Raw genomic sequence first — 25,228 nt, 5'->3', positions numbered from 1 at the left:
TCAGGACCCTTGCGGTGTCTGGGCGGCATCCTTCGACAGCGCCGGCCCCGAGGGCACCATGCCCGCGAACGAGCCCGGGACCGGGAGCGGCTGGACCTGCCCGTAGCCGAGCCGGGCCGCCGCCGTGTCGCTCTGACTCGGGTCGGCTCCGGCACCCGCCGCGCCGCCTGCCGCACCACCCGAACTGCCCGAACTACCGCCGCTCGCACCGCCGTTGGAGCCGGACTGACCGCCGGACGTGCTGCCCGAGGTGCTGCTCGAGGTGCTGCCGCTGGTGCCGTCCGAGTTCATCTGCACCGGGTAGCGCAGTCCGGTGTCGGTCAGCAGGTACACCTGGCCGCTGCCGCCCTGACCGCTGACGGACTGCAGCAGCATGCCGGTGCCCGGCGTCACGTAGACGCCCGCGCTGCCCGAGTTCTTGTTCACCGGGAAGTTCTGGCCGACCCAGACGCCCAGCTGCGCGCCGGACTGGCCCATGCTGCCGCCGTACACCGCGCAGGCGGCCATCGCGCTGCTGGACTCGCCGCCGTTGTTGACCTGGGTGACGCTGTCCTGCGGCCAGTTCTTGGTGCTCTCGAACGGCGCGGCCTGGTTGGCGCCGGCCATGTCGAACTGGCCGACGGACTGCTCCTGGGTGCTGTTGTGCAGCGCCGCGACCAGACCCCGGGCGAAGTCGGAGATCCGGTGCGGCCCGTCCTGCAGCAGCACGTAGTTCATGACGTTGCCGCTCGGGTCCTTCGCCTGGAGCAGGTCGCCGATCTTCGCGCCTTGGTCGCCGATACTCGCACCGGTGTACGGCGAGCCGTAGCCCGGGATGTCCCCGCTCGGCAACGAGATCGAGTCCCCCAGCTGCAGCGTCTGCAGCCACGTGTCGGTGACCTGCTGCGGCTTGCCGTAGCTGAGGCCGAAGGCCGCGTCGGCCAACGTCTGCTCGGAGCCGGCGCCGTTGGCCACCAACTGGTGCGCCACGCCTGAGGAGTCGACCAGATAGGAGTTCTCCGGCGTCTGCACGTACAACGCCTGGTGCGGGTTCAACCGCCCCTGGCCGCCCACCGTTCCGGCCTCGGAGCCCCCCAGCACGAACAGCTTCTGTGCGATCGGGTCGCCGCTCGTCGCGTCCGAACGCTCGCACGCCGCCCAGGTCTTGGGCGTCGCGGCGTCCGTCGCCGACGGCAGGCTGTCGGGCGCGTACGGGATGCCCACCGTGACGCCGTGGGAGACGCCGGGGGCGTTCAGCGCCGAGTCCTCGATGTACTCGACCCCGGAGTTGCCGCTCAGCAGCAGCCGGGCCGAGGCGATGTTGAGCACCGGGTGCAACTGCCCACCCAGCATGACGTAGCGGGTGGTCGTCTCCTTGTCGACGATGACGTCGTTGGCGCTCTGCCACCCCTTGGGCGCGGACGGCTTCAACATCCCGTACGCGCCGAAGGCCGCTATCGCGACCGCACCGAGGACCAGGCTCGGCACCACCGCACGCAACGCCTTGGGCGCGTCGTCGACGTTCCCGCCGCCCGAAGGCTGCAGGAACGCCGCGACAGTGCGCCGTCGTGCGAACGTGTAGGCGCTGAGCTCATTGCGGCGTGATGCCATCCCGTTGCTCTCCCCGTTCCTTCGAGCTTCCCCTCGCGCATGCCGTACGTACGGTACGGGTACGGTGTTGCGATCAGCCAACCGGGCCGGGGTTTTGCTCCCGGGCGGTTTTCCGGAAAGCTTCACTCGCGGGTTCCTCGGAACCGCACCACCAGCACACCGCACCGAACTCGCCAGAGACGGTGTGGAGCAGACGACCTGAAGGGGTGCCACGGGGGATGCCCAGCCAGACCGCTTCGCGCCGCGCGCCGTCGGCGCCCGCCCGGGCGCAGGCCGCGCCGCCGGCCCAGAACGCACCGGGCGACGTCACCGTCCGGATCCGACCGCGACCGGGCTTGCTCGGTCCGGTGCGGCTGTCCCAACTGATCGTGGTCGAGGCCGTCGCCGCGGCCGTACTGATCGGCTGGGTGCACGGCCGGATCGCACTGATCGTCGGCGGCGCGATCGGGGTCCTGCTGCTGATCGCGGCGCTGCTGCGCTTCGGCGGCCTCCCGCTCACCGACTCGATGCGCGCCCGGGCCGCGCTGAAGAAGCGCGCCAGCCGCGCCGCGGCGGCCCCTCAGGGACCGGACGTCGACCCGGCGTTGGCCCCGGTGCTGGAGTGCGAGCCCGCGCTGCGGGTCGTGCAGCACGCCATCGAGGCCGACGGCGTCGGCACGGTGCGTCGCGACCGCCGCGAGATCGGCATGGTCGGCGACGGCACGTTCCTGAGCGCCGTGATCCAGGTCGAGGCTCCGGACCGGCCGCTGCGCCCGCTGCCGGGCGCCGTGGGCCTGCCGCTCGACCTCCTGGCGGAGGGCCTGCGGGCCGACGACGTGGTGGTCGACTCGGTCCAACTGGTCCAGTACGCCCAGCCCGCGCCCGCACCGCACCTGCCCGAGCAGGCGCTGGCCTCCCGCGCCTACCGCGAGCTGCCGCACGGCGCCACCACCCCCGGCCTGCGGCTGACCTGGGTCTCCGTCCGCCTCGACCCGGAGCTGTGCCGCACCGCCGTGGCCGCCCGCGGCGGCGGCGAACTCGGCGCCCGCAAGGCGCTCCAGCGCGCCGTTGACCAGCTCGCCAGCCGACTGTCGGCGACCGGCCTGCGCGCCACGGTGCTCGACGCCGCCCAGGTCACCTCGGCGATCGCGACCGCCACCTGCCCCAACCCGGTCACCACCACCCAGGGCCGCGGCGCGAACCCGGGCCAGGCGGCCACGGCGGGAACGGTCACGCGCCGGACCTCCGAGACCGCCAAGGCCTGGCGCTGCGACGACCGCTGGCACCGGACCTACTGGGTCGGCCAGTGGCCGCACCTCGGCCCGCAGACCACGCCCGCGCTGGTCAACCTGCTCACCGGCACCCCGGTGCTGGGCAGCAGCTTCGCGCTCACCCTGCGCCAGGCCGGCACCGGGGCGGTCGCCCTGAGCGGCCACATCCGCGTCATCGCCCGTGGCGAGAGCGAACTCACCGCAGCAGCACGGCAGTTGGAAACCCGGGCGCGAAGCGCGGGCGCCGGACTGGTACGACTGGAACTGGAGCAGGTCCCAGGTCTTCTGGCGACCCTGCCGCTTGGGGGGACGCGCTGATGGCCACTTCCACGCACCGCCGGAGCTCGCCGGGCCCGGTCGCCGACACGTCCGCCCGCATCGGGGGCACCGCCCGGCGCGCCGTCGCCGGCTTCGGCCTGCCCGGCCCGCACCGGGAACAGCACGTGCTGACCCTCGACCAGTTGTCCTCGATCCGCCTGCCGATCGGCGACGACGGCGTCGTGATCGGCCAGGACGGCAGCGGCGGCCCGGCCGTCCTGAGCCTCTTTCGTCCGCGCCCGTACGACGTGGTGCTGGTCGGCGGCATCTGGACGGCCCAACTGATCGCGCTGCGTGCCGCCGCGACCGGCGCGCGCGTCGCCGTGGAGACCGGCCGTGGCCAGGCCTGGGGCCCGGTGGCCCAGGCTGCGGGCGGCGGCCAGCCGTGCATGACCGTGCACCCGATCGGGCGGCTCGGTCCCCAGGGCGCCACGGTCGCCGGTCCGGTCCTGGTCGTGCGCGACGCAGGCCCGCGTCCCGGACGCAGCCGCCTCTCCGCCGCACCGTGGCAGGCGATGCTGACGCTGATGCCCTACCTCGCGGAGGGCGCGGACCGTCTGCTCGGCGCCGCCGACCTGGTCGGCGTGCAGCGAGTGGCCCCGCAGGAAGCCGAGTTGATCGCCCGGGTGCTGCAGCTGCCGGCCGCGGAGGCGGCGGCGCTGCCCAACCTCGGCGACGGCGTGACATTGTGGACCAACCGCCGCACCCGGAGCTTCGTCCAGGGCGGCCCGACCCCGTCCGAGGCCCAGGTGCTGGGCCAGGCACGACGCATGGACTGACACGGCGCACGGACTGAAACGGCGCGTGAACTGACGCATGAACTCACGCATGAACTGAGCTGCGCCGGCTGAGACGGGCACACCGTCCGGGTCTGAACGGACCGAGCGGACGGCGGCGGTCCGCCGCCGGGCCGGGGCGGTTCCCGGCCCGGAGCGAGTCGTCCCATGGGGATCCGGTGCGCGTCGGGTGAATTTTCGACGGAGTTTCGACGGTCCGTCGGGGAGTGATCGGGGCTCGGCCGAACGTCGGGCCGACTCCGGACGGGGCCCCTTCCGCCCGCTGGTGAGTCCGCGTCGGATCCCGGCAGGTCCGCACCGGTCTCCCGGCCGTGACCGGGCGTGGACAGAGCTTGACGTGTTGAACGACTTCGGGACACCGTCGGTGGAGTGGCGAACGGTGCCCGGAGCTTGCTGCGACGGAGGGGCTGCCGAGCCGTCGGCTCAGCCGATTACTCTGGTGGTTCTGCGAGGCAAACGAGAGGGCGAGCACAGTGACCAGCGATCGCGACGGCGTCTATGTCGGCGACCAGACGCCCGACGAGGACGAGGAGTGGTCGGACGCGCCTGACTACACCCCTCCCGCCTGGTACATGCAAAATGCCCCACAGGTGGGGAGCCAGGCTCCCGCCCCCGTCCCCCAGCAGGGCGGATACCCGGGGACGGCACCGGCACCCTCGGGTGAACCGGGCGCACAACAGCAGTCCTTCGCGCCCCCTGCCCCCGCGGCCTACGGCCCGCAGGGCGGCCGGCCCGCGGCGTCCACGCCGGGTGCGCCCGCGCCTGCACCGGTTCCAGGGGCGCCCGCACCGACGGACGGCTCCTCGCTGCCGCCCCAGGTGAGCGGCACTCCGTTCGGCCCGCCTGCGACCGCTTCGCCCGCACCGGCCCCGGGTCCGGTTCAGGCTCAGGCGCCGGGTGCGCCAGGCGCCGACCCGGCGCTCGCGGCCTTCGGTCCCACGCCCGGCCCCGCAGCTCCCCCGGCGCCGTCGGCAGCCCAGGCCCCCCAGGGGGCTCAGCCGTCGGGCGGCGACCCGGCTCTCGCAGCCTTCGCACCGGCACCGGGCCCCGACCAGCCCGCCGCCGACCCGGCGCTCGCAGCCTTCGCACCGGCACCGGGCCCCGACCAGCCCGCCGCCGACCCGGCGCTCGCGGCCTTCGGACCGACGCCCGGCCCCGCGGCTCCCCCGGCTCCGTCGGCTCCCGGCCCGGAGAACGCGCCCGACGCGCCCTCGGCCGAGGGCTCCGCCATGCCCGGCGTCCCGGCCCAGCCGGCGCCCGCCCAGCCGCAGAACACCGTCGGCCCCGCCAACCCTGGTATGCCGTCGGCTCCTGGTATCCCGTCAGGTCCGCCCGCTCCGCCCGCTGCTCCGGCCGTCGACGCGGCGGTTCCGGGCCAGCCGCCGTTCGGCCCTCCGCCCTTCGGCCCCCCGCCGGGCATGCCGTCGGCCGGGCCCGGGTTCCCGCCTGCGGCCGCCCCCGAGACTCCGCCCCAGCCGGGTGCCTTCGGGCCGCCGTCGGCTGAGACTCCGTCGGCCCCGCCCGCCGCCCAGGGCTACCCGATGTCGCCGCAGCAGGGACAGCCGGGGCAGCCGGTGGCTCAGCCGCCGATGCCGCCCGCGACGCCGTACGGCGTCGAGCAGCAGCCGTACCGACCGGCCACCCCTGCGGGTGAACCGCCGGTTCCGCCGCAGTACCCGCAGGGCGTGCCGCCCCAGAGCGAGAACCCGTGGGGACCGCCCCAAGCCGCGCAGCCGCAGGCGCCGAACTCGCCGTGGGGTGCGCCGCAGGCCCAGCCCGTCGCGCAGGGTGCGCCGCTCGGCTACACCGCCGCCGTGGAGCTCTCCTCCGACCGTCTGATCCGCAACCAGGCACCGGAGCGCCGCCAGAACGTCGGCGGTCGGTTCCGTCTGGGCGGCAAGGCCGCCGAGGCGGACCGGCAGCAGAAGCTCGCCGTGATCCGCACGCCCGTGATGACCAGCTACAAGATCGCGGTCATCAGCCTCAAGGGCGGTGTCGGCAAGACGACCACGACCACCGCGCTGGGCTCGACGCTGGCCAGCGAGCGGCAGGACAAGGTCATCGCCGTCGACGCGAACCCGGACGCGGGAACGCTGGGCCGCCGGGTCCGCCGCGAGACCGGCGCGACCATCCGCGACCTGGTCACCGCGATCCCCCACCTGCGCAGCTACATGGACGTGCGCCGGTACACCTCGCAGGCGACCAGCGGTCTGGAGATCCTGGCCAACGACGTCGACCCGGCCGTCTCGACGACCTTCAACGACGAGGACTACCGCCGCGTCATCAACTTCCTGGGCGAGCAGTACCCGATCATCCTGACCGACTCCGGCACCGGCCTGCTCTACAGCGCCATGCGCGGCGTGCTCGACCTCGCCGACCAGCTGATCGTCGTCTCCACGCCCAGCGTCGACGGCGCCAGCAGTGCCAGCACGACGCTGGACTGGCTGACCGCCCACGGCTACGCGGACCTGGTCCAGCGCAGCATCACCGTGGTCTCCGGGGTACGCGAGACGTCGAAGATGATCAAGATCGACGACATCGTGGCGCACTTCCAGACCCGCTGCCGCGGTGTCGTGGTGGTGCCGTTCGACGAGCACCTGGCGGCCGGCGCCGAGGTGGACCTGAACCGGATGCGGCCCAAGACCCGCGAGGCGTACTTCCACCTCGCCGCAATGGTCGCTTCGGACTTCGCCCGGATCCAGCCGCAGCCGCTCGGCTGGGGCCAGCAGCCGGGCCAGGCTCCCGGCCCCGGCGGTCCCGGTGAGCAGGCGTACCCGGGCCAGCCCGCGCAGGGTGCGCCGCAGCAGGGGTACGACCCGCGCCAGCCCTACCAGTACCCCGGCCAGCAGCAGGGGTACGACCCGCGCCAGCAGCAACAGCCGACGCCGCAGCAGCAGGGTCAGGCGCCCGGCCAGCCGCCGCAGCACGACCCCCGGCAGCAGTGGGGCTACGGCTACCCGCCGCAACAGTAGGCACAAGGCCAGGACGCCGCAGCGTCATGACGGAGGGCCCGCACCGGTCATCGGTGCGGGCCCTCCGTCGTGACGTCGTGACCTCGTGGACTCGTGACGATCGCTCAGGCGCCGTCGGTCAGCTCCCGGGCGCGCTTGACGTCGTCGGCCATCCGGTCGAGCAGCGCCTCGATCGAGTCGAACTTCTCCATGCCGCGCAGGTAGGCGAGGAAGTCGACGGCGACGTGCAGCCCGTACAGGTCCAGGCCGACGCGGTCGATGGCGTAGGCCTCCACGGTGCGCTCGGTCCCGTCGAAGGTCGGGTTGGTGCCCACCGAGATCGCTGCGGGCATCCGCTCCTGATCCACCGTCAACCAGCCCGCGTAGACGCCGTCCGCGGGCACGGCGGTGTGCGGGAGGGCGGACACGTTGGCGGTCGGGTAGCCGAGTTCGCGTCCCCGCTGCGCGCCGCGGACGACAGTGCCCTCAACCCGGTGCGGGCGGCCCAGCACCTCGGCCGCGCCCGTCATGTCGCCCTCGGCGACCAGGCGTCGGGCCAGCGTCGAGGAGAACGGCGCGCCGCCACCGGCCTGGCCGCTGATCTGCAGGTCGAGCACGTCGACGGTGAAGCCGAACCGCTCGCCCAGTTCGGCGAGGAGCTCGACGTTGCCCATAGCCCGGTGCCCGAAGCGGAAGTTGGGGCCCTCGACCATCTTGACCGCGTGCAGGCCGTCGACCAGCACCTGCCGTACGAAGTCCTCGGCCGAGACCTGGGAGAAGGCCGCGGTGAAGGGCAGTACCAGGACCGCGTCCACGCCCAGCTCACCCATCAGCTCGGCACGCCGGTGGTGCGGGGCCAGCAGTGCCGGGTGGCTGCCGGGACGGACGACCTCGCTCGGGTGCGGGTCGAAGGTGACCACGACGCACCGCGCGCCCAGCTCGCGGGCACGGTCGACGGCGTGGCCGATGATCCGTTGGTGGGCCCGGTGCACCCCGTCGAAGGACCCGATGGTGACGACGCTGCGTCCCCAGTCCTCCGGCACTTCCGTCAGGCCACGCCAGCGCTGCACTCTGACCGCTCCTCGTCCGTCCTGCGTCCCGACCTGCGCGGGGCGCAGGCCCAAGTGGTTCCAACCCCCTATACCTTGCCATGCGCGCGGTGCTGAGATCTCATCGGACTCGTCACACCGGCCTCCGGGGATGCCTCCGGGGATGTGCCCGGGGGTGTCTCCCACGAGGTCTCCAGCAGCCCGCGCAGTTCGACCGCCAACGGCCCCTCCGCGTCACGCAGTGCCCCGGCGAAAACCCGGCGGACATGCTCCGGCTGCTCGGCGACGAGGTCGCAGACGAAGGCCCGCAGCGTCTCGCGCTCGCCGGGACCGTGCGCCAGGCGGGCCCGCAGCCAGCCCGCCACCTGGAGCGCGCTCTCCGGTCGCCGCAGCAGATGCTCGTGGACCAGCCGTGCGGCGGCCACCCGGGCCTGCGCTGCCGGGGTCGCCGCGAGTGCCCTGAGCACCGCTGCCGCCTCCTCGCCCGGCTCCCGCAGCCGTGCCGCGTACCCGGGCAGGACGTGCACCGGGTCGCTCTCCAGCGCGGGCGCGAGCGCGTCCGCGTACAGCAGTGGATCGGCGGCGACATAGCGGGCCAGCGCCGCCCGCAGATGGCGCGGCCGGGAGAGCGGATCCCGTACCAGCGCGGTCAGTGCCGCCCCGTGCAGGGCTTCCGCTTCGGGACGGGCGAGCAGCGCCTCGGCGGCGAAACGGACGAGCGATCGATCGGCTTCCGCCTTCGGATGAGCGGATCCAAGCACGAATGCCGCCGCGACCTGTCGTTCCGGTCGCGGATCGTGCGCCCAACGATCGATCGCTCGGCAGAGTGCGGAAGGTTCCCGCTCGGCCAGCTCCCGGAGCAGCGCGTCCGCACGTGGCTGTGCCGCTTCGACCAGCGCCTCGGCGAGGTCGTCGAGGCCCGACCCGCGATGGTCGAGCAGGAGCCCGGCGGCGGTGGCGGCGACCCGGTCGTCCTCCAGCCAGCGGCAGAGCGCCGGGAAGGCGATCGCGGGCAGCGCCGCCAGCAGCCGCCCGACCAGCGCCCGAGGTTCGGGTGCCGGGCCGCGCGCCAGCAGGCGCAGCACGTCCATCCGGTCCTCGACCGACAGCGGGACGCGCTCCCAGAACTCCCACGGCACGAACGGCCCGGCCTCCGTCCGGACGGCGAGGCGCTCCGCCAGAGACCGCAGCAGCGCCCTGTGCGGCCCGGCGTCCGGCAACCGCTCCAGGGTCCCGGTCAGCAGCCGTTCGGCCCACCAGCGGGGCTCGGAGCCCGTCGCCGCGGCATCCGGGCCGTCCAGCCGCCGGACCAGCCGCGCCAGCGCCACTTCGACGGCGCTCGGGTCCACACCCGCGGCCATGCCCAGCAGCGCCTCCCGCAGCACGCCGATCCGCCAGCGCGCGACCGCGCCACCGCGCACGGCGCCGCCAGTGCTGCCGGGGGCGGCGGTGACGTCGGCCGCCCTCGGGTCGGGGCCAGGGGTGGAGGCAGCGGCGCGGGCAGGGGCGGAGGCAGGGGCGGAGGCGCCGACGCCGGGCTTTCGAGGCGGCCCCGGCGGTCCCGGCCGGGGTACCGGTGGAGCCCAGCCGCGCGGACCACCGCGTCGGTGGGCGCCCACCCGCCGTCCCGCGAACGCCTCCCGCTCGGCGGGCCCGGCCGCCTCCGGCGGAACGGGCCGGACAGGCTGTACCCGCCGCGCCGACTCCACCGGCTGCCCGGGCCGTGCCCACGGCTGGTCCGGAGGACCGGACCGCTCGACGAGGGAGGGTCCAGGGTCGGCCAGGACCAGCCCCAGGGCCGAGGAGAGGTCCAGATGAGCGCTCTGCAACCACTCCGCCATCGCACCGAGGGCGAATCGGTAGCCCGTCCCGGCGGGCACCAGGAGACCCTCGTCCAGCACCGCCTGAGCCCAGCCGCCCTCCCAGCGGAAGAGCGCGTCGAAATCGGCGGCCGTCAGCGCGCCGTCGGGGGCGGAGAGCATCAGCCGGGCCGCCTCGTGACAGCGTCCGGCGACCGTCGCGGCGACGCGGCGCACCGCTGCAAGTCGCCTGCGCCTGCCCGTGGTTCGACCGGCGTCCAGGACCTCGGCGACCCGTAGGCAGGCGAGGTCGAGACGTGCCGCCAGCAGCTCCGCCCGCGTGGGCGGCACGCCATCCTCCGCCAGCGCCAACTCCGGGCAGGCGATGCGTAGTTCGCCCAGCAGACGGAGTCGCAGCGGATCCGTCGGCACGGCCGGGAAAAGACCGCCGAGGCCGTGCCGGTCCGCCAGCACGGCCGCCGCGGCGGCGTCCAACGGACCGAGCGACCAGCAGCCGTGGACGTCGTCCGGCCCGAACGCCGGTCCCATCCGCTCCCAGAACTCCGGCAGGCAGCCGAGCGCCAAGCGGCCGTCGACCCGCCGCAGCCGACGCACCGACTCGCCGCACCAGGCGCGCCACCGGGCCAACAGCTCCGGCGGAGCCTCCTCGGGGCCGTCCAGCACCACCAGCAGCGGTCGCCGGGCACCTGCTGCGATCCGCGCCACCTGACCTCCGAGCGGCGCGGCGGCAGGACAGCCGAGGATCGAATGAGCACGGCGCAACGATCGATCGATCGCATCGATCACGTTGGCGTCCCCGGCGGCCAGATCCGCGCCGCGCAACCACACCGTCGGCAGCCGGTACGCCGCCCGGGTCCGACGCAGGGCGAGCGCGGCCAACTCCGTGGTCCGCCCGCTGCCCGTCTCCCCGACCAGCGCGAGCACCGGCCGGACCGGGTCCCACCCCTCCGCCGACTCCGGCAGCCCGACGGGACGCGGCAGACGCCCGACCCCTGCCTCGACCACCGCCGCCCCGAGCGTCGCGGCCGCCAGCTCCAGCACCCCGGCCAGGTTGAGCGCCCGCCCGTGCCCGGGGACGCTCTCCGCGTTCCGCGCCAGCAGGTCCGCCACGACCGGCTCGTGCGCGACCGTCCCGAGCGGCACAGCGAGCACCGCACCACGACGTCGCGTGCGCAGCGCGGGGGTCGCGACGCCCACCGCCGCGCCCGTCTCCGCGTCGACGACGGGCGCGCCTGCGGCCTGCACCGGCAGTCCGTAGGGAGCCTGCTCGACGCTGAGCAGCCAGACGTCGGGGACCAGCCAGATCCGTTCGGACGACTCGTAGCGGGCGGTCACCAGCCCGGAGATCCCACCGGACAGTGCGGGCGCGATCCCGGGCAGGGTGACCAGACGCGTCCCCTGCCCGTCCGCGAGCGGCCACGGCCCGCCCGGCGGCGACCGGTCCGCCCGGATCAACGCGAGCCCGTACGCCGGCAGCGGCACGATCCGCTCCGCGCGGACCCGAACCGTGGTCCCGCCCGGGTAGACGAGGGTGACGCCGGTCAGCCCGTCGACCACCTCGTGCGCCGTGAGCAGCGTCCCGTCCCGGTCCGCGGCGAACGCGAGTCCTCGCGGACCGCCCCGCAGATCCCCCACCTGCACCAGCCCCGGCCCCACCGCGCCTCCCCGGATGTCGCCCACCACGTCACCCGGAGGCTGCCCACGACGGGACGCAGCCTGCGCGTCACCCACCCGTCCGCCCCCACCGGGCGCCGCGCGCTCGCTCGTGGGAGGGAAGCAGGTTTAGGGGAAACGAAGAACGAGATTTGGGCGCAAGGGCCGGTTGCAGCACTCAGGGGCGCGGGGCAGCGGAGCCCCGCGCCCCTGAGGGGGCTGCAACATCCCAACTGCAGATGGGGATCAGACGAAAACGGCGAGCGAGATCGCCTTCCCGCCCCGTTCCTCGATCAGTGCCAGGAACCGGCCCTCCGGGTCGAAGACGGCGATCGGGTCGTCGCCCCCCAACCCCGGCGCGTCGATGCGGACGCCGTGGGTCAGCAGCCGCGCCTGCTCCGCGTCCACGTCCCAGCGGCGGAACGCTGCTGCCGCGGCGTCCGCGATGGGGAGGACGCGGTCGGCGAAGGACTCCTCCAGCTGCTCCAGCGTGTAGGCGTCGTCGATCCCGTACGCGCCCACCCGGGTCCGCCGCAGCGCGGTCAGATGGCCGCCGACGCCCAGTCCGGAGCCCAGATCGCGGGCGAGGGCCCGGATGTAGGTGCCGGACGAGCAGTCGACCGTGACGTCCAGGTCGACCACCGGCGTGCCGTCCTCCGCGACGACGTCCCGGCGCGCGTGGACCTCGAAACGCGACACCGTGACCGCGCGCGCGGCCAGTTCGACGTCCTCGCCGTCCCGGACCCGCGAGTACGACCGCTTGCCGTCGATCTTGATCGCGCTGACCTTCGACGGGACCTGCTGGATCTCGCCGGTCAGCTCCGCGACACCCGCCGCGATCGCCGCGTCGGTGACCTTCTCCGGGTCCGCTGGGACGGAGGAGGTGACCTCTCCCTCGGCGTCGTCGGTGACCGTCGCCTGGCCGAGGCGGATGGTGGCCTCGTAGGTCTTGGACGTCAGGGCCAGGTGGCCGAGCAGGCGGGTCGCCCGCTCGCTGCCGACGACCAGGACGCCGGTGGCCATCGGGTCGAGCGTGCCGGCATGGCCGACCTTGCGGGTGCCGGCCATCCGCCGGACGCGGGCGACGACGGTGTGGGAGGTGATCCCGGCGGGCTTGTCGACGATGATCAGACCGTCGGGGCCAGTGCCCTTGCGCTTCAAGAGGTGATCAATCTTTCGGTTCGGTCAACGGGTTCGCGGGGTTCGCAGAGTTCGAAGAAGCGGTCACGGAAGCGTTCGCGTTCCTGCTCGCGGTCGCGATCGCGGTCGCGGCGAGCGCGGCGAGCGCCTCGCGGAAGGCCGCGACCGTCGCCGGCACGCCCTGGCGGGAGCCGAAACCGGCCGCGTAGGAGTGGCCGCCACCGCCCAGCGCGGCGCAGGCCGCAGCGACGTCGACGGCGCCGTTGGCACGGGTCGAGCCGCGCAGGCTGCCGTCCGGGTCCTCCTTGAGGACCAGGGTGACCTCTGCCTCGGCGGCCTTGCGGACCACGTCGATCAGGCCCTCGATCTCCTCCGGCGGCACGCCGTGGGCGACCAGGTCGGCCCAGGGGACCCAGGTCCAGACGAGGCCCAGGCCGCCCGCCGCCTCGGGTTCGAGCCGGGCCCGGTCGAGGGCGGCGGCGAGCACCTTGAGGTAGCCGAACGACTGGGTGTCCCAGAGCCGACGCGAGATCACGTCGTGGCGCACGCCGGTGGCCAGCAGCCGGGCGGCGAACTCGTGGGTGGCCGGGGTGGTCGCGGAGTAGCGGAAGGAGCCGGTGTCGCTGGCGACCCCGGCGTAGAGGCAGGTGGCGATCGACCGGTCGAGCGGAACGCCGAGCCGGCGCAGGAGCTCGTCGACCAGGACCGCGGTGGCCGGCGCGAGCGGGTCGATCAGCCGACGCCGCCCGAAACCGCCGTTGGACGCGTGGTGATCGATCACCACCAGCATCCGGGCGGCCTCCGCCTTGCCTTGGAGCAGGCCGAGGCGTCGCGGGTCGGCGACGTCGAAGGTGATCATCAGGTCGGGCCGGTCCGGCACCTCGGAGACCGGGACTATCAGCTCCTGGCCGGGCAGGAATCCGAGCGACGCGGGCACCACCTGCGGGTCGTCACCGAAGGAGACCCGCGCGCTGACCCCGCGCTGCCGCAGGGCGAGGCCCAACGCCAGGGCCGAGCCCAACGCGTCCCCGTCGGGGAGCACATGAGCGACGAGATCGATCGATCGGGCCTCGGCGATCGCATCGACCACCGCCCGCCAGTCCTGATCGTCCGGTCGGCGCAGCTCGGCGCGCGGCGCCGGGAGGGCGTGCGCGGGCAGCGCGGAGGCGCCCACCTGCGTGGTGGGCGCCTCCGACGCGTCCTCCTGCCGGCCGAGCACGGCTACGCGTCCTCTGCCTCGTCGCCGTCGTGGTCGGCGAGGTCGGCGTGATCACGGTCACCGGCGTCAAGATCTTCGGCGTCGAGGTCCTCGTCGTCCTCGCCGGGCTTGCGGTACGGGTCCGCCTCGCCGGCGAAGGTCTTGCCGACGGCGACGCTGCGCACCTCGGCGTCCTGGGCCCGCGCGCGGACGAGCAGGTCGTCCAGGTGGCGGGCGGTGTCCGGAATCGCGTCCAGGACGAAGGTGAGCGACGGGGTGAACCGCACCCCGGTCTCCCGGCCCACGGTGGAGCGCAGGACGCCCTTGGCGCTCTCCAGGGCGGCGGCCGACGCCTCCCGCTCGGTCTCGTCGCCGTGGACGGTGTAGAAGACGGTGGCCTCGCGCAGGTCACCGGTGACCCGGGCGTCGGTGATGGTGACGAAGCCCAAGCGGGGATCCTTGATCCGCCGCTGCAGGGTCTCCGCGACGACCACCCGGATGCGGTCTGCGAGTTTGCGCGCCCTCGCGGTGTCGGTCACTGGTCCTCCTCGTGCTGTGGGCACCAACGCACAGTACCCAAATGCGCCCGCCTAGGGGCGCCCTGAATGATTGCCCTACTCGTCCTCGTCGTCGCGAAGCCTCCGCCTCGCGGCGAGCAACTCCACCTCGGGCCTGCCCGAGACGAGCCGCTCGCAGCTGTCCAGGATGTCGACGACGTAGGACGATTCGCCGGACACTACGGCCAGGCCGATCTCGGCCCGGCGATGCAGCTCCTGGTTACCGGTCTCGGCCGCGCACACGCTGTACTTGCGCTGCAGTTCGGCCACGATCGGTCGCACGATCGACCGTTTCTCCTTGAGGGAATGAACATCCCCCAGCAGAAGATCGAACGTAAGAGTTCCCACGAACATGTGTGACAGGTCACGCCGACCTGTGAGGCCTCGGGGACTGCTGATGTGATCACCGTACCGAGCGAGAAGGGGGCCGTCGACGGGAATTCAGCCCGTCTTCGGCCCCCTTGCTCGTTGCTCAGTCAGTCACGCACGTCAGACACTCACGCGCGCGGCTTCTCCCGCATCTCGTAGGTCTCGATGGTGTCCTCGACCTTGATGTCGTTGTACGACCCCAGGGTGACACCGGCCTCGAAGCCCTCGCGGACCTCGGTCGCGTCGTCCTTGAAACGACGCAGACCCTCGATGTTGAGGTTCTCCGCCACGACCTTGCCGTCGCGGATGAGGCGGGCCTTGGCGTTGCGCCGGATGAGGCCCTCGCGGACCAGGACACCGGCGATGTTGCCGAACTTGGAGGAGCGGAAGACCTCGCGGATCTCCGCGGAGCCGAGGCGCACCTCCTCGTACTCCGGCTTGAGCAGGCCCTTGAGCGCCGCCTCGATCTCCTCGATCGCCTGGTAGATGACCGAGTAGTAGCGGATGTCGACGCCCTCGCGGTCCGCCGCCGTACGGGCGCGGCCCTCGGCCCGGACGTTGAAGCCCAGGATGATGGCGTCGGAGCCCATGGCCAGGTCGACGTCGGACTCGGTGATCGCACCCACACCGCGGTGCAGGATGCGGAGCTCGACCTCCTCGCCCACGTCCAGCTTGAGCAGCGCGTCCTCCAGGGCCTCCACCGAACCGGAGACGTCACCCTTGATGATGAGGTTGAGCTGCTGGATGTCGCCGGCGGCGATGGCCTTGTCCAGGTCCTCGAGCGAGACGCGGACCGGACGACGCGCGAACATCGCGTTGCGGTCGCGGGCCGAGCGCTTCTCGGCGATCTGGCGGGCGGTGCGGTCCTCGTCGACGACGATGAAGCTGTCGCCGGCGCGGGGCACCGAGGTCAGACCGAGCAGCAGCACCGGGCGGGACGGACCCGCCTCCTGCAGGTTGTTGCCGTTCTCGTCGAGCATGGCGCGGACACGGCCGTAGCTGTCGCCGACCACGATCGAGTCACCGACGCGGAGGGTACCGCGCTGGATGAGCAGCGTCGCCATGGCGCCGCGGCCCTTGTCCAGGTGGGCCTCGATCGCGATGCCCTGGGCGTCCTGCTCCGGGTTGGCCCGGAGGTCCAGGCTGGCGTCCGCGGTCAGGACCACGGCCTCCAGCAGCTGCTCGATGTTCAGGCCCTGGCGCGCGGAGATGTCGACGAACATGGTGTCGCCGCCGTACTCCTCGGCCACCAGACCGAACTCGGTCAGCTGACCGCGGACCTTGGTCGGGTCGGCGCCCTCGACGTCGATCTTGTTGACGGCGACCACGATCGGCACACCGGCGGCCTTGGCGTGGTTCAGCGCCTCGACCGTCTGCGGCATGACACCGTCGTTGGCCGCGACCACCAGGATCGCGATGTCGGTGGACTTGGCACCACGGGCACGCATGGCGGTGAACGCCTCGTGACCCGGGGTGTCCAGGAACGTGATGGCACGCTCGGAGCCGTTGACCTCGGTGACGACCTGGTAGGCACCGATGTGCTGGGTGATGCCACCGGCCTCGCCCGCGACCACGTTGGTCTTGCGGATGGCGTCGAGCAGGCGGGTCTTACCGTGGTCGACGTGACCCATGACGGTCACGACCGGCGGACGCGGACGCAGCTCGTCCTCGCCGCCCTCGTTCTCGCCGAAGTCGATGTCGAAGGACTCGAGCAGCTCGCGGTCCTCGTCGTCCCGGCTGACGATCTCCAGCGTGAAGCCCATCTCACCGGCGAGCAGCTGCAGCGTCTCGTCGGAGACCGACTGGGTCGCGGTGACCATCTCGCCGAGGTTGAACATCACGGAGACCAGGGCCGCCGGGTTGGCGTTGATCTTGTCCGCGAAGTCCGTCAGCGACGCGCCACGCGAGAGGCGCACGGTCTCGCCGTGGCCCTTCGGCAGCATCACACCGCCGATGGACGGGGCCTGCATGGCCTCGTACTCCTGGCGCTTCGCACGCTTCGACTTGCGGCCACGGGCCGGACGGCCACCGGGGCCACGGCCGAAGGCACCCTGCGTGCCACCACGGGCACCGGGACCACCGGGACGACCGCCGAAGCCGCCGCCACCACCCGGACGGGCGCCGCCGAAGCCACCGCCGCCGCCACCGGGACGCGGGCCGCCGAAGCCGCCGCCACCGGCCGGACGAGCGCCCGGACCGGCCGGACGACCCTGGAAGCCGGGACGACCGCCACCGGCACCGCCGGGACGTCCGCCGCCGGGGCCACCCGGACGACCGGCACCGCCGGGGCCCGGACGCGGGCCGCTGGCCGGACGCTGCGGCATCATGCCCGGGTTCGGGCGCGGCATGCCGGACGGGCTGGGCCCACCGGGACGCGGAGCACCCTGCGGGCGCGGCATCCCACCGGGAGCACCGGCGCCACCGGGACGGGGACCGCGGTCGCCGCGCTCGCCACCCGGAGCCCCACCCGGACGCGGAGCGCCGGGACGGGGACCGCGGTCACCACGGTCGCCACCCGGAGCCCCACCCGGACGCGGAGCACCCGGACGGGGACCGCGGTCACCACGGTCACCGCGCTCGCCGCGCTCGCCACCCGGAGCCCCACCCGGACGCGGAGCGCCGGGACGGGCCATGCCGGTGTTGCTGGACGTGAAGGGGTTGTTGCCCGGACGGGGACCGGACGGGCGGGCGCCCGGCGTGGCCGGACGCGGGGCACCCGGACGCGGCGCGTTCCCGGAGGGACGCGGCGGCACGGGCGCGGAGGGGGTCTCCGGCGCGGACGCGGCGGGGGCCGTGAACTCGGCAGCCGGCGCCGCGGGGCGCGGGGCGGCCGGACGCGGACCCGGTGCGGCCGCCGGACGCGGCGCGGCGGGCGCGGCCGGGGCGGCGGGCGCCTCCGTGGCAGCGGCCGGACGCGGCGCAGCCGCAGCGGGCTTGGGGGCCGGCGGACGCGGCGCGGCGGGGCGCGGGGCGCCCGGCTTCGGGCCTGCACCGGCCGGCTTGGGCGCGGCGGGCTTCCCGGAGGAACCCGACGCGGACTTGGCGGGGGCACTGCCTCCACCGAACGCAAGCTCCAGCTTGCGTACAACAGGCGCCTCGATGGTCGACGACGCCGAACGGACAAACTCACCGAGCTCCTGGAGCTTGGCCATGACGACCTTGCTCTCGACGCCCAAATCCTTGGCGAGTTCGTATACCCGGACCTTAGCCACTTCGCTCCTTCTGGTCCGGGACTCCGCCGGACCGTCGCTATCGCTTCATGCTCGTACTCATCGCGTACTCATCGAGTGCTCATCGCAATCTCGACCTACTTTCGACTTCGCGAGGTACCTGTTACCTGACAACTTCACTTCACCGAACAACTGCGATCGCCCCGGCGGCGATCTGCTCGACGTACCGCTCGAGTGCGGTGGTGTCGAGCGGTCCCTGCAGGCGGAACGCCCGCGGGAACGCCCGTCGGCGCAGCGCCGACGCGAGGCAGCCCGACTCGGGATGCAGGTACGCGCCCCGACCGGGCAACGTGCCACGGGGATCAGGGACGCATGCGCCCTCCACCGCCGTGACACGCAGCAGGTCGTGTTTGGCCGATCGCTTCCGACACCCGACGCAGGTGCGTTCCGGGCATGCTGCGGTGCGCGTCCGGCCAGACACGTCCAAGTCTACCCCTCTGATGGTCCTCGATCCGACTCGGTTATCCGCAGGCGATCAAGCGCTGCGCCACCGAGCGGCTCCTCTTCGTCACGTCCGGGCCACGTCCGCGTCGGGGCGGAGTCGGGTCCGGGTCACGTGCGACCCGGACCTCCGGCCCTGCCCTCCGGCGCTGCGGCGACCGACGCGGTCAGGCCCCGGCGGCCTCTTCGCCCTCGGTGTCCGGGCGGATGTCGATACGCCATCCGGTGAGCCGGGCGGCCAGGCGGGCGTTCTGGCCCTCCTTGCCGATGGCCAGCGACAGCTGGTAGTCCGGCACGGTGACCCGGGCCGAGCGGGAGTCGTAGTCGACGATCTCGACCTTCGTCACCCGCGCGGGGGACAGGGCGTTGGCGACCATCTCGGCCGGGTCCTCGGACCAGTCGACGATGTCGATCTTCTCGCCCATCAGCTCGCCCATCACCTGGCGCACCCGACCGCCCATCGGGCCGATACAGGCGCCCTTGGCGTTGAGGCCGGGCTTGTCGGTCCAGACCGCGATCTTGCTGCGGTGACCGGCCTCGCGCGCGATCGCGGCGATCTCGACGCTGCCGTCGGCGATCTCCGGGACCTCCAGCGCGAAGAGCTTCTTCACCAGGTTGGGGTGGGTCCGCGAGAGCGTCACGGACGGGCCGCGGACGCCCTTCTTGACCGAGACCACGTAGCACTTGAGCCGCAGCCCGTGCTGGTACTCCTCGTTCGGGACCTGCTCCTGGGCGGGCAGGATCGCCTCGATCTTGCCGATGTCGACCAGCACGTTCTTCGGGTCCTTGCCCTGCTGGACCACACCGGTGACGATGTCGCCCTCACGGCCGGCGTACTCGCCGAAGGTGACCTCCTCCTCGGCGTCGCGCAGACGCTGGAGGATCACCTGCTTGGCGGTGCTGGCCGCGATCCGGCCGAAGCCGGTCGGGGTGTCGTCGAACTCGCGGGGGGTCGACCCCTCCTCGACCTCGTCGGGGTCCTCGGTGGCCCAGACCGTGACATGCCCGTTCTCACGGTTCAGCTCGACGCGGGCCTTGGACCGCGAACCCTCAGTGCGGTGGTACGCAATGAGGAGGGCCGACTCGATCGCCTGGACCAGCAGATCGAAGTTGATCTCACGTTCGCGGACGAGCCCGCGCAGGGCGCTCATGTCGATGTCCATGGCTACGCCTCCTCTTCTCTCTTCAGTTCTCTTCGGTCACGCCTCGCCGGAGGCGTGACCGTCCTCGTCGTCCTCGAAGTCGTCGTCGGCGACGTCCTCGAGGTCCTCAACGCCTTCAACATCTTCAACGTCTTCATCGGCAGCCGAGTCCTTGCGGTTGAACTCGATCTGCACCCGAGCCTTGGCGATCTCTGCGAAGGCCAGACGCCGCTCGGTGGCCTTGCCCCGGCCCTTGACCGGCGGGATCTCCAGCAGCACACCCTCGTCGTCCGACTCCAGCACCCGGCCGGTGACCTCGGCACCGGCGGTGAGCTGCACCTTGACCAGGCGCGTCGTGGCGCGCCGCCAGTGGCGCGGCTGGGTCAGCGGACGGTCGACACCCGGGGAGCCGACCTCCAGCCGGTACTCGCCGTCGCCCATCAGGTCGGAGGCGTCCAGCGCCTCGCCGAAGACGCGGCTGAGCTCGGCCACGGCGTCCAGGTCCACGCCGCCGTCGGCGTCGACGACGACCTCCAGGACGCGGCGTCCGCCGACCTTGCCGAGCCTGACCTCCTCGAGATCGGCGCCCGCCTTGGCGGCGAGCGGCTCCAGCAGCCCGTGCAGCCGATCGTTCTGGGTGGTGCTCATCCGGGTTACTCCTCGGCCGCGTCTGCTGTTGTCGGAAGGTCTAAGTGCGCCCATAGCCTATCCGGTCGGCCGTGCGTGCGCCGATTCGGCACAAATCACCGCGTGACTCCCACGTGTCCGACGCACGCGGTAACGTCCCTGCTCATGGCCGTTCTCCTTCGCCGCCGCAGCCTGCTCTCGGCCGGGCTGCTCACCGTTCTCACCGCGTGCGGAGGCACGACCGCGCAGTCGGCCTCGGGCTCCGGCGCCTCGTCGGTCGGCGTCGACCCGGACACGGCGGCCCGGCGTCGGGTGGGGGCGGCGATGACGGCGCTGCTGGCGGCCTACGACAACTCCCGTCAGGACACCCCTGACCTGCGACGGCTGCTTGCGGCAGAGCTGGCCACGGTCGATCCGGGCGCTGCGCGGGCCGCAGGCGCCGCGGGAGCCGCGAAGGCAGCGGCGAGCGCGCAGGCAACCGTCACCGCGAGCCCGTCGCCACGGGCCGTCGCATCCGTCTCGACCTCCGCATCCGCATCCGCCGCCGCATCGGCTTCCGGGTCGGCGTCCCCACGGGCGTCGGCCGCTCCGGTCAGCAACGCGGTGCTCGGAGCGCGCGAGTCGGCGCTCGCCACGCAGTGCGCCACGGAACTGCTCGCGGTCTCACCCGCGCTGGCCAGGCTGCTCGCGTCGGTGTCGGCGGGTGCGGCGCAGCGCGCGGTGGTGCTCGGCGCGCCCGCGCCCGCCACCGCGGAGCCGACGTCGGCTTCGGCCCCCGCCCATCTCAGCGCCGCCGAGCTCAGCTCGCTCCAGGCGGCGCTCGGTGCGGAGGACGCCGCCGTCTACGGCTACGGCGTGATAGGTGCGCAGCTCAGCGGCTCTGACCGGGACCGGGCGTCGACCGACTTCGACCTGCACCGGGCCCGCCGGGACGCCCTGTCCGCCCGGATCACCGCGGCGGGCGCACGCCCCCAGGCCGCGGCGGCGGCCTACGTGCTGCCGTTCGACGTCACCGACGCCGGATCCGCCCGGCGTCTCGCGGCTCTGCTGGAGACCCGCCTCGCGGCGGTCTACGCCAACGGCGTGCAGGCCGCGACTGGCGCACTGCGGACCGAGGCCGCCACCGAGCTCCGGGCCGCCGCGTTGCGCGGCCTCTCCTGGGGCGGGACCCCGACGGCCTTTCCCGGCCTCCCGGAGCCGGCCTCCTCGAGCTGAGGCGAGGAGGCCAAGGCCGGTCCCGGTCGCCCTTCCGGGGCCCGCTCGACGCCCGGCACCCGAGAGAGTGCCCTGGCCCGGGCCACCGGAGCGGGCAGTGGCAGCGCACAGCGGTCCGCACGGGGCAGGTGCCGGGAGCCGAGCGGCATGGTCGACAATGGGAATCGGCACGATCACCGAAGAAGGGCGAGCATGACGGCACCAGGCTTCCGTATCCCCGCCCGGCTCCAGGACACCGTCAGGCGCTGGACCGACGGCGCCGGAGAGGCGTGGTTGGCCGCGCTCCCGCGGCTCGCCGCCGAGAACCTGGAACGATGGGACCTCGTGCTGGAGCGGGTGTGCGAGCCCGGTGGCCAGATCAGCCTGGTGCTGCTGGTCCGCCGCGCCGACGGAACGCCCGCCGCGCTGAAGATCGGCTACCCGCACCCCGAGGGCGCCCAGGAGCACGCGGCGCTGGCGCACTGGGACGGTCACGGGGCGGTCCGCCTGCTGGAGTCCGCTCCGGAGGACGGCACCCTGCTGCTTGAGCGCCTCAACAGCGACGTGCCGCTGCTCTCCCTGCCGGAGAGCAAGGCCATGCTGGAGGCCCTCGGAGCGCTGCGGCTGCTCTGGGTCGCGCCTCCGGAGCAGCACGACTTCACCCTGGTCCCCGACTACGTGCAGGGGCTGCGCGCGGCGCTGGCCCGGCGTCGTGAACTGCCTGCCGCGGCGGAGCTCAGTCCGCTGGTGGACGAGGCGCTGGAGCTTTCCGCCGCGCTGCTCGCCGACGCGACCGCCCGCGACGAGCGGCTGCTGCTGCACGGCGACTACCACCACGGCAACGTCCTCGCCGCCGAACGTTCCCCCTGGCTGGCCATCGATCCCAAGCCGCTGGTGGGTGAGCGCGCCTACGACCTGGCCTGGCTGGCCCAGGACCGGCTGGAGACCCTGGCCGGCTCCCCCGGCCCGGAGGCCGCAGCCCGTCGCCGGTTGCACCGGCTGGCCGACGACGCCGCCGTGGACCGGGACCGGCTCCGCGGCTGGACCCTCTTCCGCACCGTCGAGGCGGGCCTGTGGAGCCTGGACGTCGGCGACACCCAACATGCCTCGCTCTACCTGGAATTCGCTGCCATGATCTGATCCCCGTCCGCTGCGATCCGTTCCGGTCGAACGACCGCATGGTCGAATGACCTCCTGATCGAACGACCACCTGATCAACCGCCCGTTACCGAGTCCGGAGTGATGAACCTGTGGCAGTGCCGCCACGCCGCCGACGGCTGACCGACGAGGAGATCGACCGGGCCTGGCACTTCAGCCCCTACCTGCTGCTGCCCTGGGTGCTGCTGGTGCTGGTCCCGCTCTACTCCGACGTGCTCCACGGGGGTTACCCCAGGCCGTCGTTCGCGCTGCTGGGTCTCGGGATCTTCGCGTTCCTGTACTGCGGCACCGTGGTGACCGCGCTGCGTCCGCGCCTCCACCACGCCCGGCTGCCGATGGTCTTCGCCACCCTGCTGGTGCCGGTGACCGGTGCGCTCGCGGGGTCGCTGACGCACGGGTTCCTGCTCTTCCCGTTGCTGGCGGCGGCCGGTGCGCTGGTGGTCCCTGGGCGTTGGCCGCTGCTGGTACTGCTCGGCGTGCCCGGCCTGGCCGCGCTGACCGCCTGGATGCGCGGCCAGTACGACGTGATCTTCTACGGTCCGCTCGGCAGTTTCCTCGCCGCCGCGCTGGTGCTGGCGATGTTCCGGCTCTCGGTGGTGACCGAGCAGCTCAGGGAGGCTAGGCGCGCCAAGGCAGACGAACCCGACGGGCGCTCCTGACCGGCGGGAACGGCAGCGGCGCGCCCATCACCGCGTACGGCAGCGGCGTGTTGGGGAACATCACCCGCCGGGCCAGGTCCTGGTAGCCGAGCGAGCGGTAGAGCCCGCGCGCCGGCGTCTCCCGGTCGACGGCGGAGAGGATCGTGCGCGGCAGCGGACTCGCCCCGCAGAGCGTGGTGATCAAGGCACGTCCCAGCCCCCGGCCCTGGTGGCGCGGATGGACGTGCAACTCGGTGACCGAGAAGGCGTCGTCGAGCCAGCCGTCCCTGCCATTGGCGGCGAGGTACGGCTCGATGACCGAACTCCACCAGTGCTCACGGTCGTTGGGCATGCCGTAGCCGAAGCCGACCAGCTCGTCCCCGTGCAGCGCCCCGAAGGCGCGCACACCGGGCACCTGTGCGTGGCGCAGGACGATCTGCAGCCGCACCGCCAGCTCTTCGGGAGTCAGCCCGAAGGCGGCGGCCTGGACATCGAGCGCCGCAGACGCCCGGGCGGCGAGATCGATCGGTTCGATCGTGACATCGTCCATACGCGGACGCTATCGCCTCGGACCGACGATCAGCCATCGGTGTCCGGATCGGACGTCCCGGCGGGGTCAGCGCGAGGATCAGCGAGCGGGATCGGCGAGCGGGTTCAGGGAGCGGGATCGGCGAGCGGGTTCAGGGAGCGGGGATCAGAACAGCACGCTCATGAAGGCGCCGATCTCGGTGAAGCCCACCCGGCGGTAGGCGGCCCGCGCGACGACGTTGAAGTCGTTCACGTAGAGGCTGACGACCGGTGCGACCTCGCGCAGCGCGTACTCGACCACGGTGGCCATGCCGCTCTCGGAGTGCCCGCGCCCGCGGAACTCCGGTGCCACCCAGACCCCCTGGATCTGGCAGGCGCGGTCGGTGGCCGCGCCGATCTCCGCCTTGAAGACCACCCGGTCGCCCTCGAAACGCGCGAACGCCCGTCCGTTGGTGACGAGTTCGGCGACCCGGGCGCGGTAGAGCAGGCCGCCGTCACCGGCCAGCGGGGAGACGCCGACCTCCTCGGTGAACATCGCGACGCAGGCGGGCAGCAGCTTGTCCATCTCGTCCCGGCGCACCCGCCGGACGTGGGGGTCGGCGGCGATCTCCTGGGACGGCGCCCGGGTGGCCATCAGCGGCTGGCGGGGCCGGACCTCTCGGGCGGAGCCCCAGTGCGGTTCGAGCAGCGACCAGAGCTCGGCGGTGGTCTCGGCGGTGCCGACGATGGAGGAGCAGCGCCGGCCCTGACGGCGGGCCCGCTCGGCGAAGGCCTTCACCGCGGCGGGCGAGGCGCTGAGCGGCACCAGGTTGGCGCCCGCGTAGCAGAGCGCGTCCAGCCTGCCGTTCTCGAACCAGCCCCACATCTCGCCGCCGAGCCGCCACGGGTCGAGCCCGGCGATGTTGACGCGCGCGGCGACGAAGGCGTTCTCGATCGGGTCGCGCTCCAGCACCTCGAGGGCAGCGGGAAGGTCTGCGGGAGTCAGCACGCGCGTCGTGGCCACCGAACTGCTCAACACGGGGGGCACCCTATCCCTTCATCTCGTCCCGGCGACCCCCTGTGCCAGAACGAGCGCTCTTCCGAACAGCAAACCGGGATTGACGTTGGCCTGTACCACAGGCCCACGTCAACCCCAGGGTGACGACATTGGTGATCGATCGACCGGAACGGCCGGATCAGTTCGGACCAGCCGGCTCGTCCGGCACGATCACGATCGATCGATCAGTCACTGACTGGTCGCTCGCTGACTGATCACTCGCTGACGGCGACGGACGGGGCGCCCGACGGGGCGCCGGCGTCCTGCATCTGCTCGGCCAGCTTCATGGCCTCCTCGATCAGGGTCTCCACGATCTTCGACTCCGGCACGGTCTTGATGACCTCACCCTTCACGAAGATCTGACCCTTACCGTTCCCCGAAGCCACACCCAGGTCCGCCTCACGCGCCTCACCCGGACCGTTGACCACACAACCCATCACCGCCACACGCAGCGGCACCTCCATGCCCTCAAGCCCCGCGGTGACCTCCTCCGCCAGCTTGTACACATCCACCTGCGCCCGCCCGCACGACGGACACGACAC

The 25,228-nt window shown here is 73.1% G+C and carries 20 protein-coding genes; 6 read left to right on the top strand and 14 right to left on the bottom strand.

Annotated elements, in window-relative coordinates; all coding sequences use genetic code 11:
* Entirely contained in the window at positions 1-1,590 is a 1,590-nt protein-coding gene (eccB, locus tag ABH940_RS34245; protein WP_370072545.1) for a type VII secretion protein EccB, read from the bottom strand.
* Between the two features lie 218 nt (positions 1,591-1,808).
* On the opposite strand from eccB, the gene eccE reads away from it, so the two are divergent.
* The 3 genes from eccE to ABH940_RS34230 all read left to right on the top strand — a co-directional run bounded on the left by eccE (position 1,809) and on the right by ABH940_RS34230 (position 6,927).
* Positions 1,809-3,158, top strand: a complete 1,350-nt coding sequence (eccE, locus tag ABH940_RS34240; protein WP_370107062.1) for a type VII secretion protein EccE — start codon at positions 1,809-1,811, stop codon at positions 3,156-3,158.
* Positions 3,158-3,937, top strand: coding sequence for a hypothetical protein (locus ABH940_RS34235; protein WP_370072547.1), 780 nt, complete (start codon positions 3,158-3,160; stop codon positions 3,935-3,937). Before eccE ends, ABH940_RS34235 begins: the two co-directional genes overlap by 1 nt.
* Before the next feature lie 491 nt (positions 3,938-4,428).
* Positions 4,429-6,927, top strand: a complete 2,499-nt coding sequence (locus tag ABH940_RS34230) for an AAA family ATPase (protein ID WP_370072548.1) — start codon at positions 4,429-4,431, stop codon at positions 6,925-6,927.
* A gap of 104 nt (positions 6,928-7,031) precedes the next feature.
* Here the strand turns inward: ABH940_RS34230 and ABH940_RS34225 are convergent, their stop codons facing one another.
* The 10 genes from ABH940_RS34225 to rimP all read right to left on the bottom strand — a co-directional run bounded on the left by ABH940_RS34225 (position 7,032) and on the right by rimP (position 20,153).
* On the bottom strand, positions 7,032-7,976 hold the full coding sequence (locus ABH940_RS34225) for a bifunctional riboflavin kinase/FAD synthetase (protein WP_370107061.1): 945 nt from the start codon (positions 7,974-7,976) through the stop codon (positions 7,032-7,034).
* A gap of 68 nt (positions 7,977-8,044) precedes the next feature.
* Positions 8,045-11,458 carry a serine protease gene (locus ABH940_RS34220; RefSeq protein ID WP_370107060.1) on the bottom strand — a complete coding sequence of 1,138 codons (3,414 nt, stop codon included), beginning with the start codon at positions 11,456-11,458 and terminating at the stop codon, positions 8,045-8,047.
* Between the two features lie 216 nt (positions 11,459-11,674).
* The gene (truB, locus tag ABH940_RS34215; protein ID WP_370072552.1) at positions 11,675-12,589 is read right to left on the bottom strand and encodes a tRNA pseudouridine(55) synthase TruB; all 915 of its coding nucleotides are present in this window, start codon (positions 12,587-12,589) and stop codon (positions 11,675-11,677) included.
* A gap of 7 nt (positions 12,590-12,596) precedes the next feature.
* The gene (locus tag ABH940_RS34210; RefSeq protein WP_370072553.1) at positions 12,597-13,787 is read right to left on the bottom strand and encodes a bifunctional oligoribonuclease/PAP phosphatase NrnA; all 1,191 of its coding nucleotides are present in this window, start codon (positions 13,785-13,787) and stop codon (positions 12,597-12,599) included.
* 2 nt (positions 13,788-13,789) lie between these two features.
* Positions 13,790-14,305 carry a 30S ribosome-binding factor RbfA gene (gene rbfA / locus ABH940_RS34205; RefSeq protein WP_370072554.1) on the bottom strand — a complete coding sequence of 172 codons (516 nt, stop codon included), beginning with the start codon at positions 14,303-14,305 and terminating at the stop codon, positions 13,790-13,792.
* Positions 14,306-14,380: 75 nt separating this feature from the next.
* The gene (locus tag ABH940_RS34200; RefSeq protein ID WP_370107059.1) at positions 14,381-14,677 is read right to left on the bottom strand and encodes a DUF503 domain-containing protein; all 297 of its coding nucleotides are present in this window, start codon (positions 14,675-14,677) and stop codon (positions 14,381-14,383) included.
* Positions 14,678-14,820: 143 nt separating this feature from the next.
* Positions 14,821-17,904 (bottom strand): translation initiation factor IF-2, encoded by a 3,084-nt coding sequence (gene infB / locus ABH940_RS34195; RefSeq protein WP_370072556.1) that lies wholly within the window; start codon positions 17,902-17,904, stop codon positions 14,821-14,823.
* Positions 17,905-18,043: 139 nt separating this feature from the next.
* A complete protein-coding gene (locus tag ABH940_RS34190) occupies positions 18,044-18,343 on the bottom strand; it encodes a YlxR family protein (protein WP_370072557.1) in 300 nt (99 codons plus the stop codon).
* Between the two features lie 187 nt (positions 18,344-18,530).
* Entirely contained in the window at positions 18,531-19,526 is a 996-nt protein-coding gene (gene nusA / locus ABH940_RS34185) for a transcription termination factor NusA (protein WP_370072558.1), read from the bottom strand.
* Positions 19,527-19,562: 36 nt separating this feature from the next.
* On the bottom strand, positions 19,563-20,153 hold the full coding sequence (gene rimP, locus ABH940_RS34180) for a ribosome maturation factor RimP (RefSeq protein ID WP_370072559.1): 591 nt from the start codon (positions 20,151-20,153) through the stop codon (positions 19,563-19,565).
* 144 nt (positions 20,154-20,297) lie between these two features.
* Here rimP and ABH940_RS34175 point away from each other — a divergent pair, with 144 nt between their 5' ends.
* The 3 genes from ABH940_RS34175 to ABH940_RS34165 all read left to right on the top strand — a co-directional run bounded on the left by ABH940_RS34175 (position 20,298) and on the right by ABH940_RS34165 (position 23,143).
* A complete protein-coding gene (locus ABH940_RS34175) occupies positions 20,298-21,347 on the top strand; it encodes a ferritin-like domain-containing protein (protein WP_370072560.1) in 1,050 nt (349 codons plus the stop codon).
* Between the two features lie 192 nt (positions 21,348-21,539).
* Positions 21,540-22,466 carry an aminoglycoside phosphotransferase family protein gene (locus ABH940_RS34170; RefSeq protein ID WP_370072561.1) on the top strand — a complete coding sequence of 309 codons (927 nt, stop codon included), beginning with the start codon at positions 21,540-21,542 and terminating at the stop codon, positions 22,464-22,466.
* 110 nt (positions 22,467-22,576) lie between these two features.
* Entirely contained in the window at positions 22,577-23,143 is a 567-nt protein-coding gene (locus ABH940_RS34165; protein ID WP_370072562.1) for a hypothetical protein, read from the top strand.
* On the opposite strand, the gene ABH940_RS34160 is transcribed toward ABH940_RS34165, so the two are convergent.
* The 3 genes from ABH940_RS34160 to ABH940_RS34150 all read right to left on the bottom strand — a co-directional run.
* Positions 23,103-23,672 carry a GNAT family N-acetyltransferase gene (locus ABH940_RS34160; protein WP_370072563.1) on the bottom strand — a complete coding sequence of 190 codons (570 nt, stop codon included), beginning with the start codon at positions 23,670-23,672 and terminating at the stop codon, positions 23,103-23,105. The two genes, ABH940_RS34165 and ABH940_RS34160, sit on opposite strands and share 41 nt — an antisense overlap.
* A 144-nt stretch (positions 23,673-23,816) precedes the next feature.
* Positions 23,817-24,665: a GNAT family N-acetyltransferase gene (locus ABH940_RS34155; protein WP_370072565.1), complete on the bottom strand. Its 849-nt coding sequence runs from the start codon at positions 24,663-24,665 to the stop codon at positions 23,817-23,819.
* A gap of 236 nt (positions 24,666-24,901) precedes the next feature.
* A partial coding sequence (locus ABH940_RS34150; RefSeq protein ID WP_370107058.1) for a flavodoxin-dependent (E)-4-hydroxy-3-methylbut-2-enyl-diphosphate synthase occupies positions 24,902-25,228 on the bottom strand: 327 nt, incomplete at its 5' end.

It is taken from the genome of Streptacidiphilus sp. BW17 (assembly GCF_041262485.1).
Classification (GTDB): Bacteria; Actinomycetota; Actinomycetes; order Streptomycetales; family Streptomycetaceae; genus Streptacidiphilus.
The sequence above is the reverse complement of the archived record's forward strand: the minus strand, read 5'-3'. Positions and strand labels throughout refer to the sequence as shown.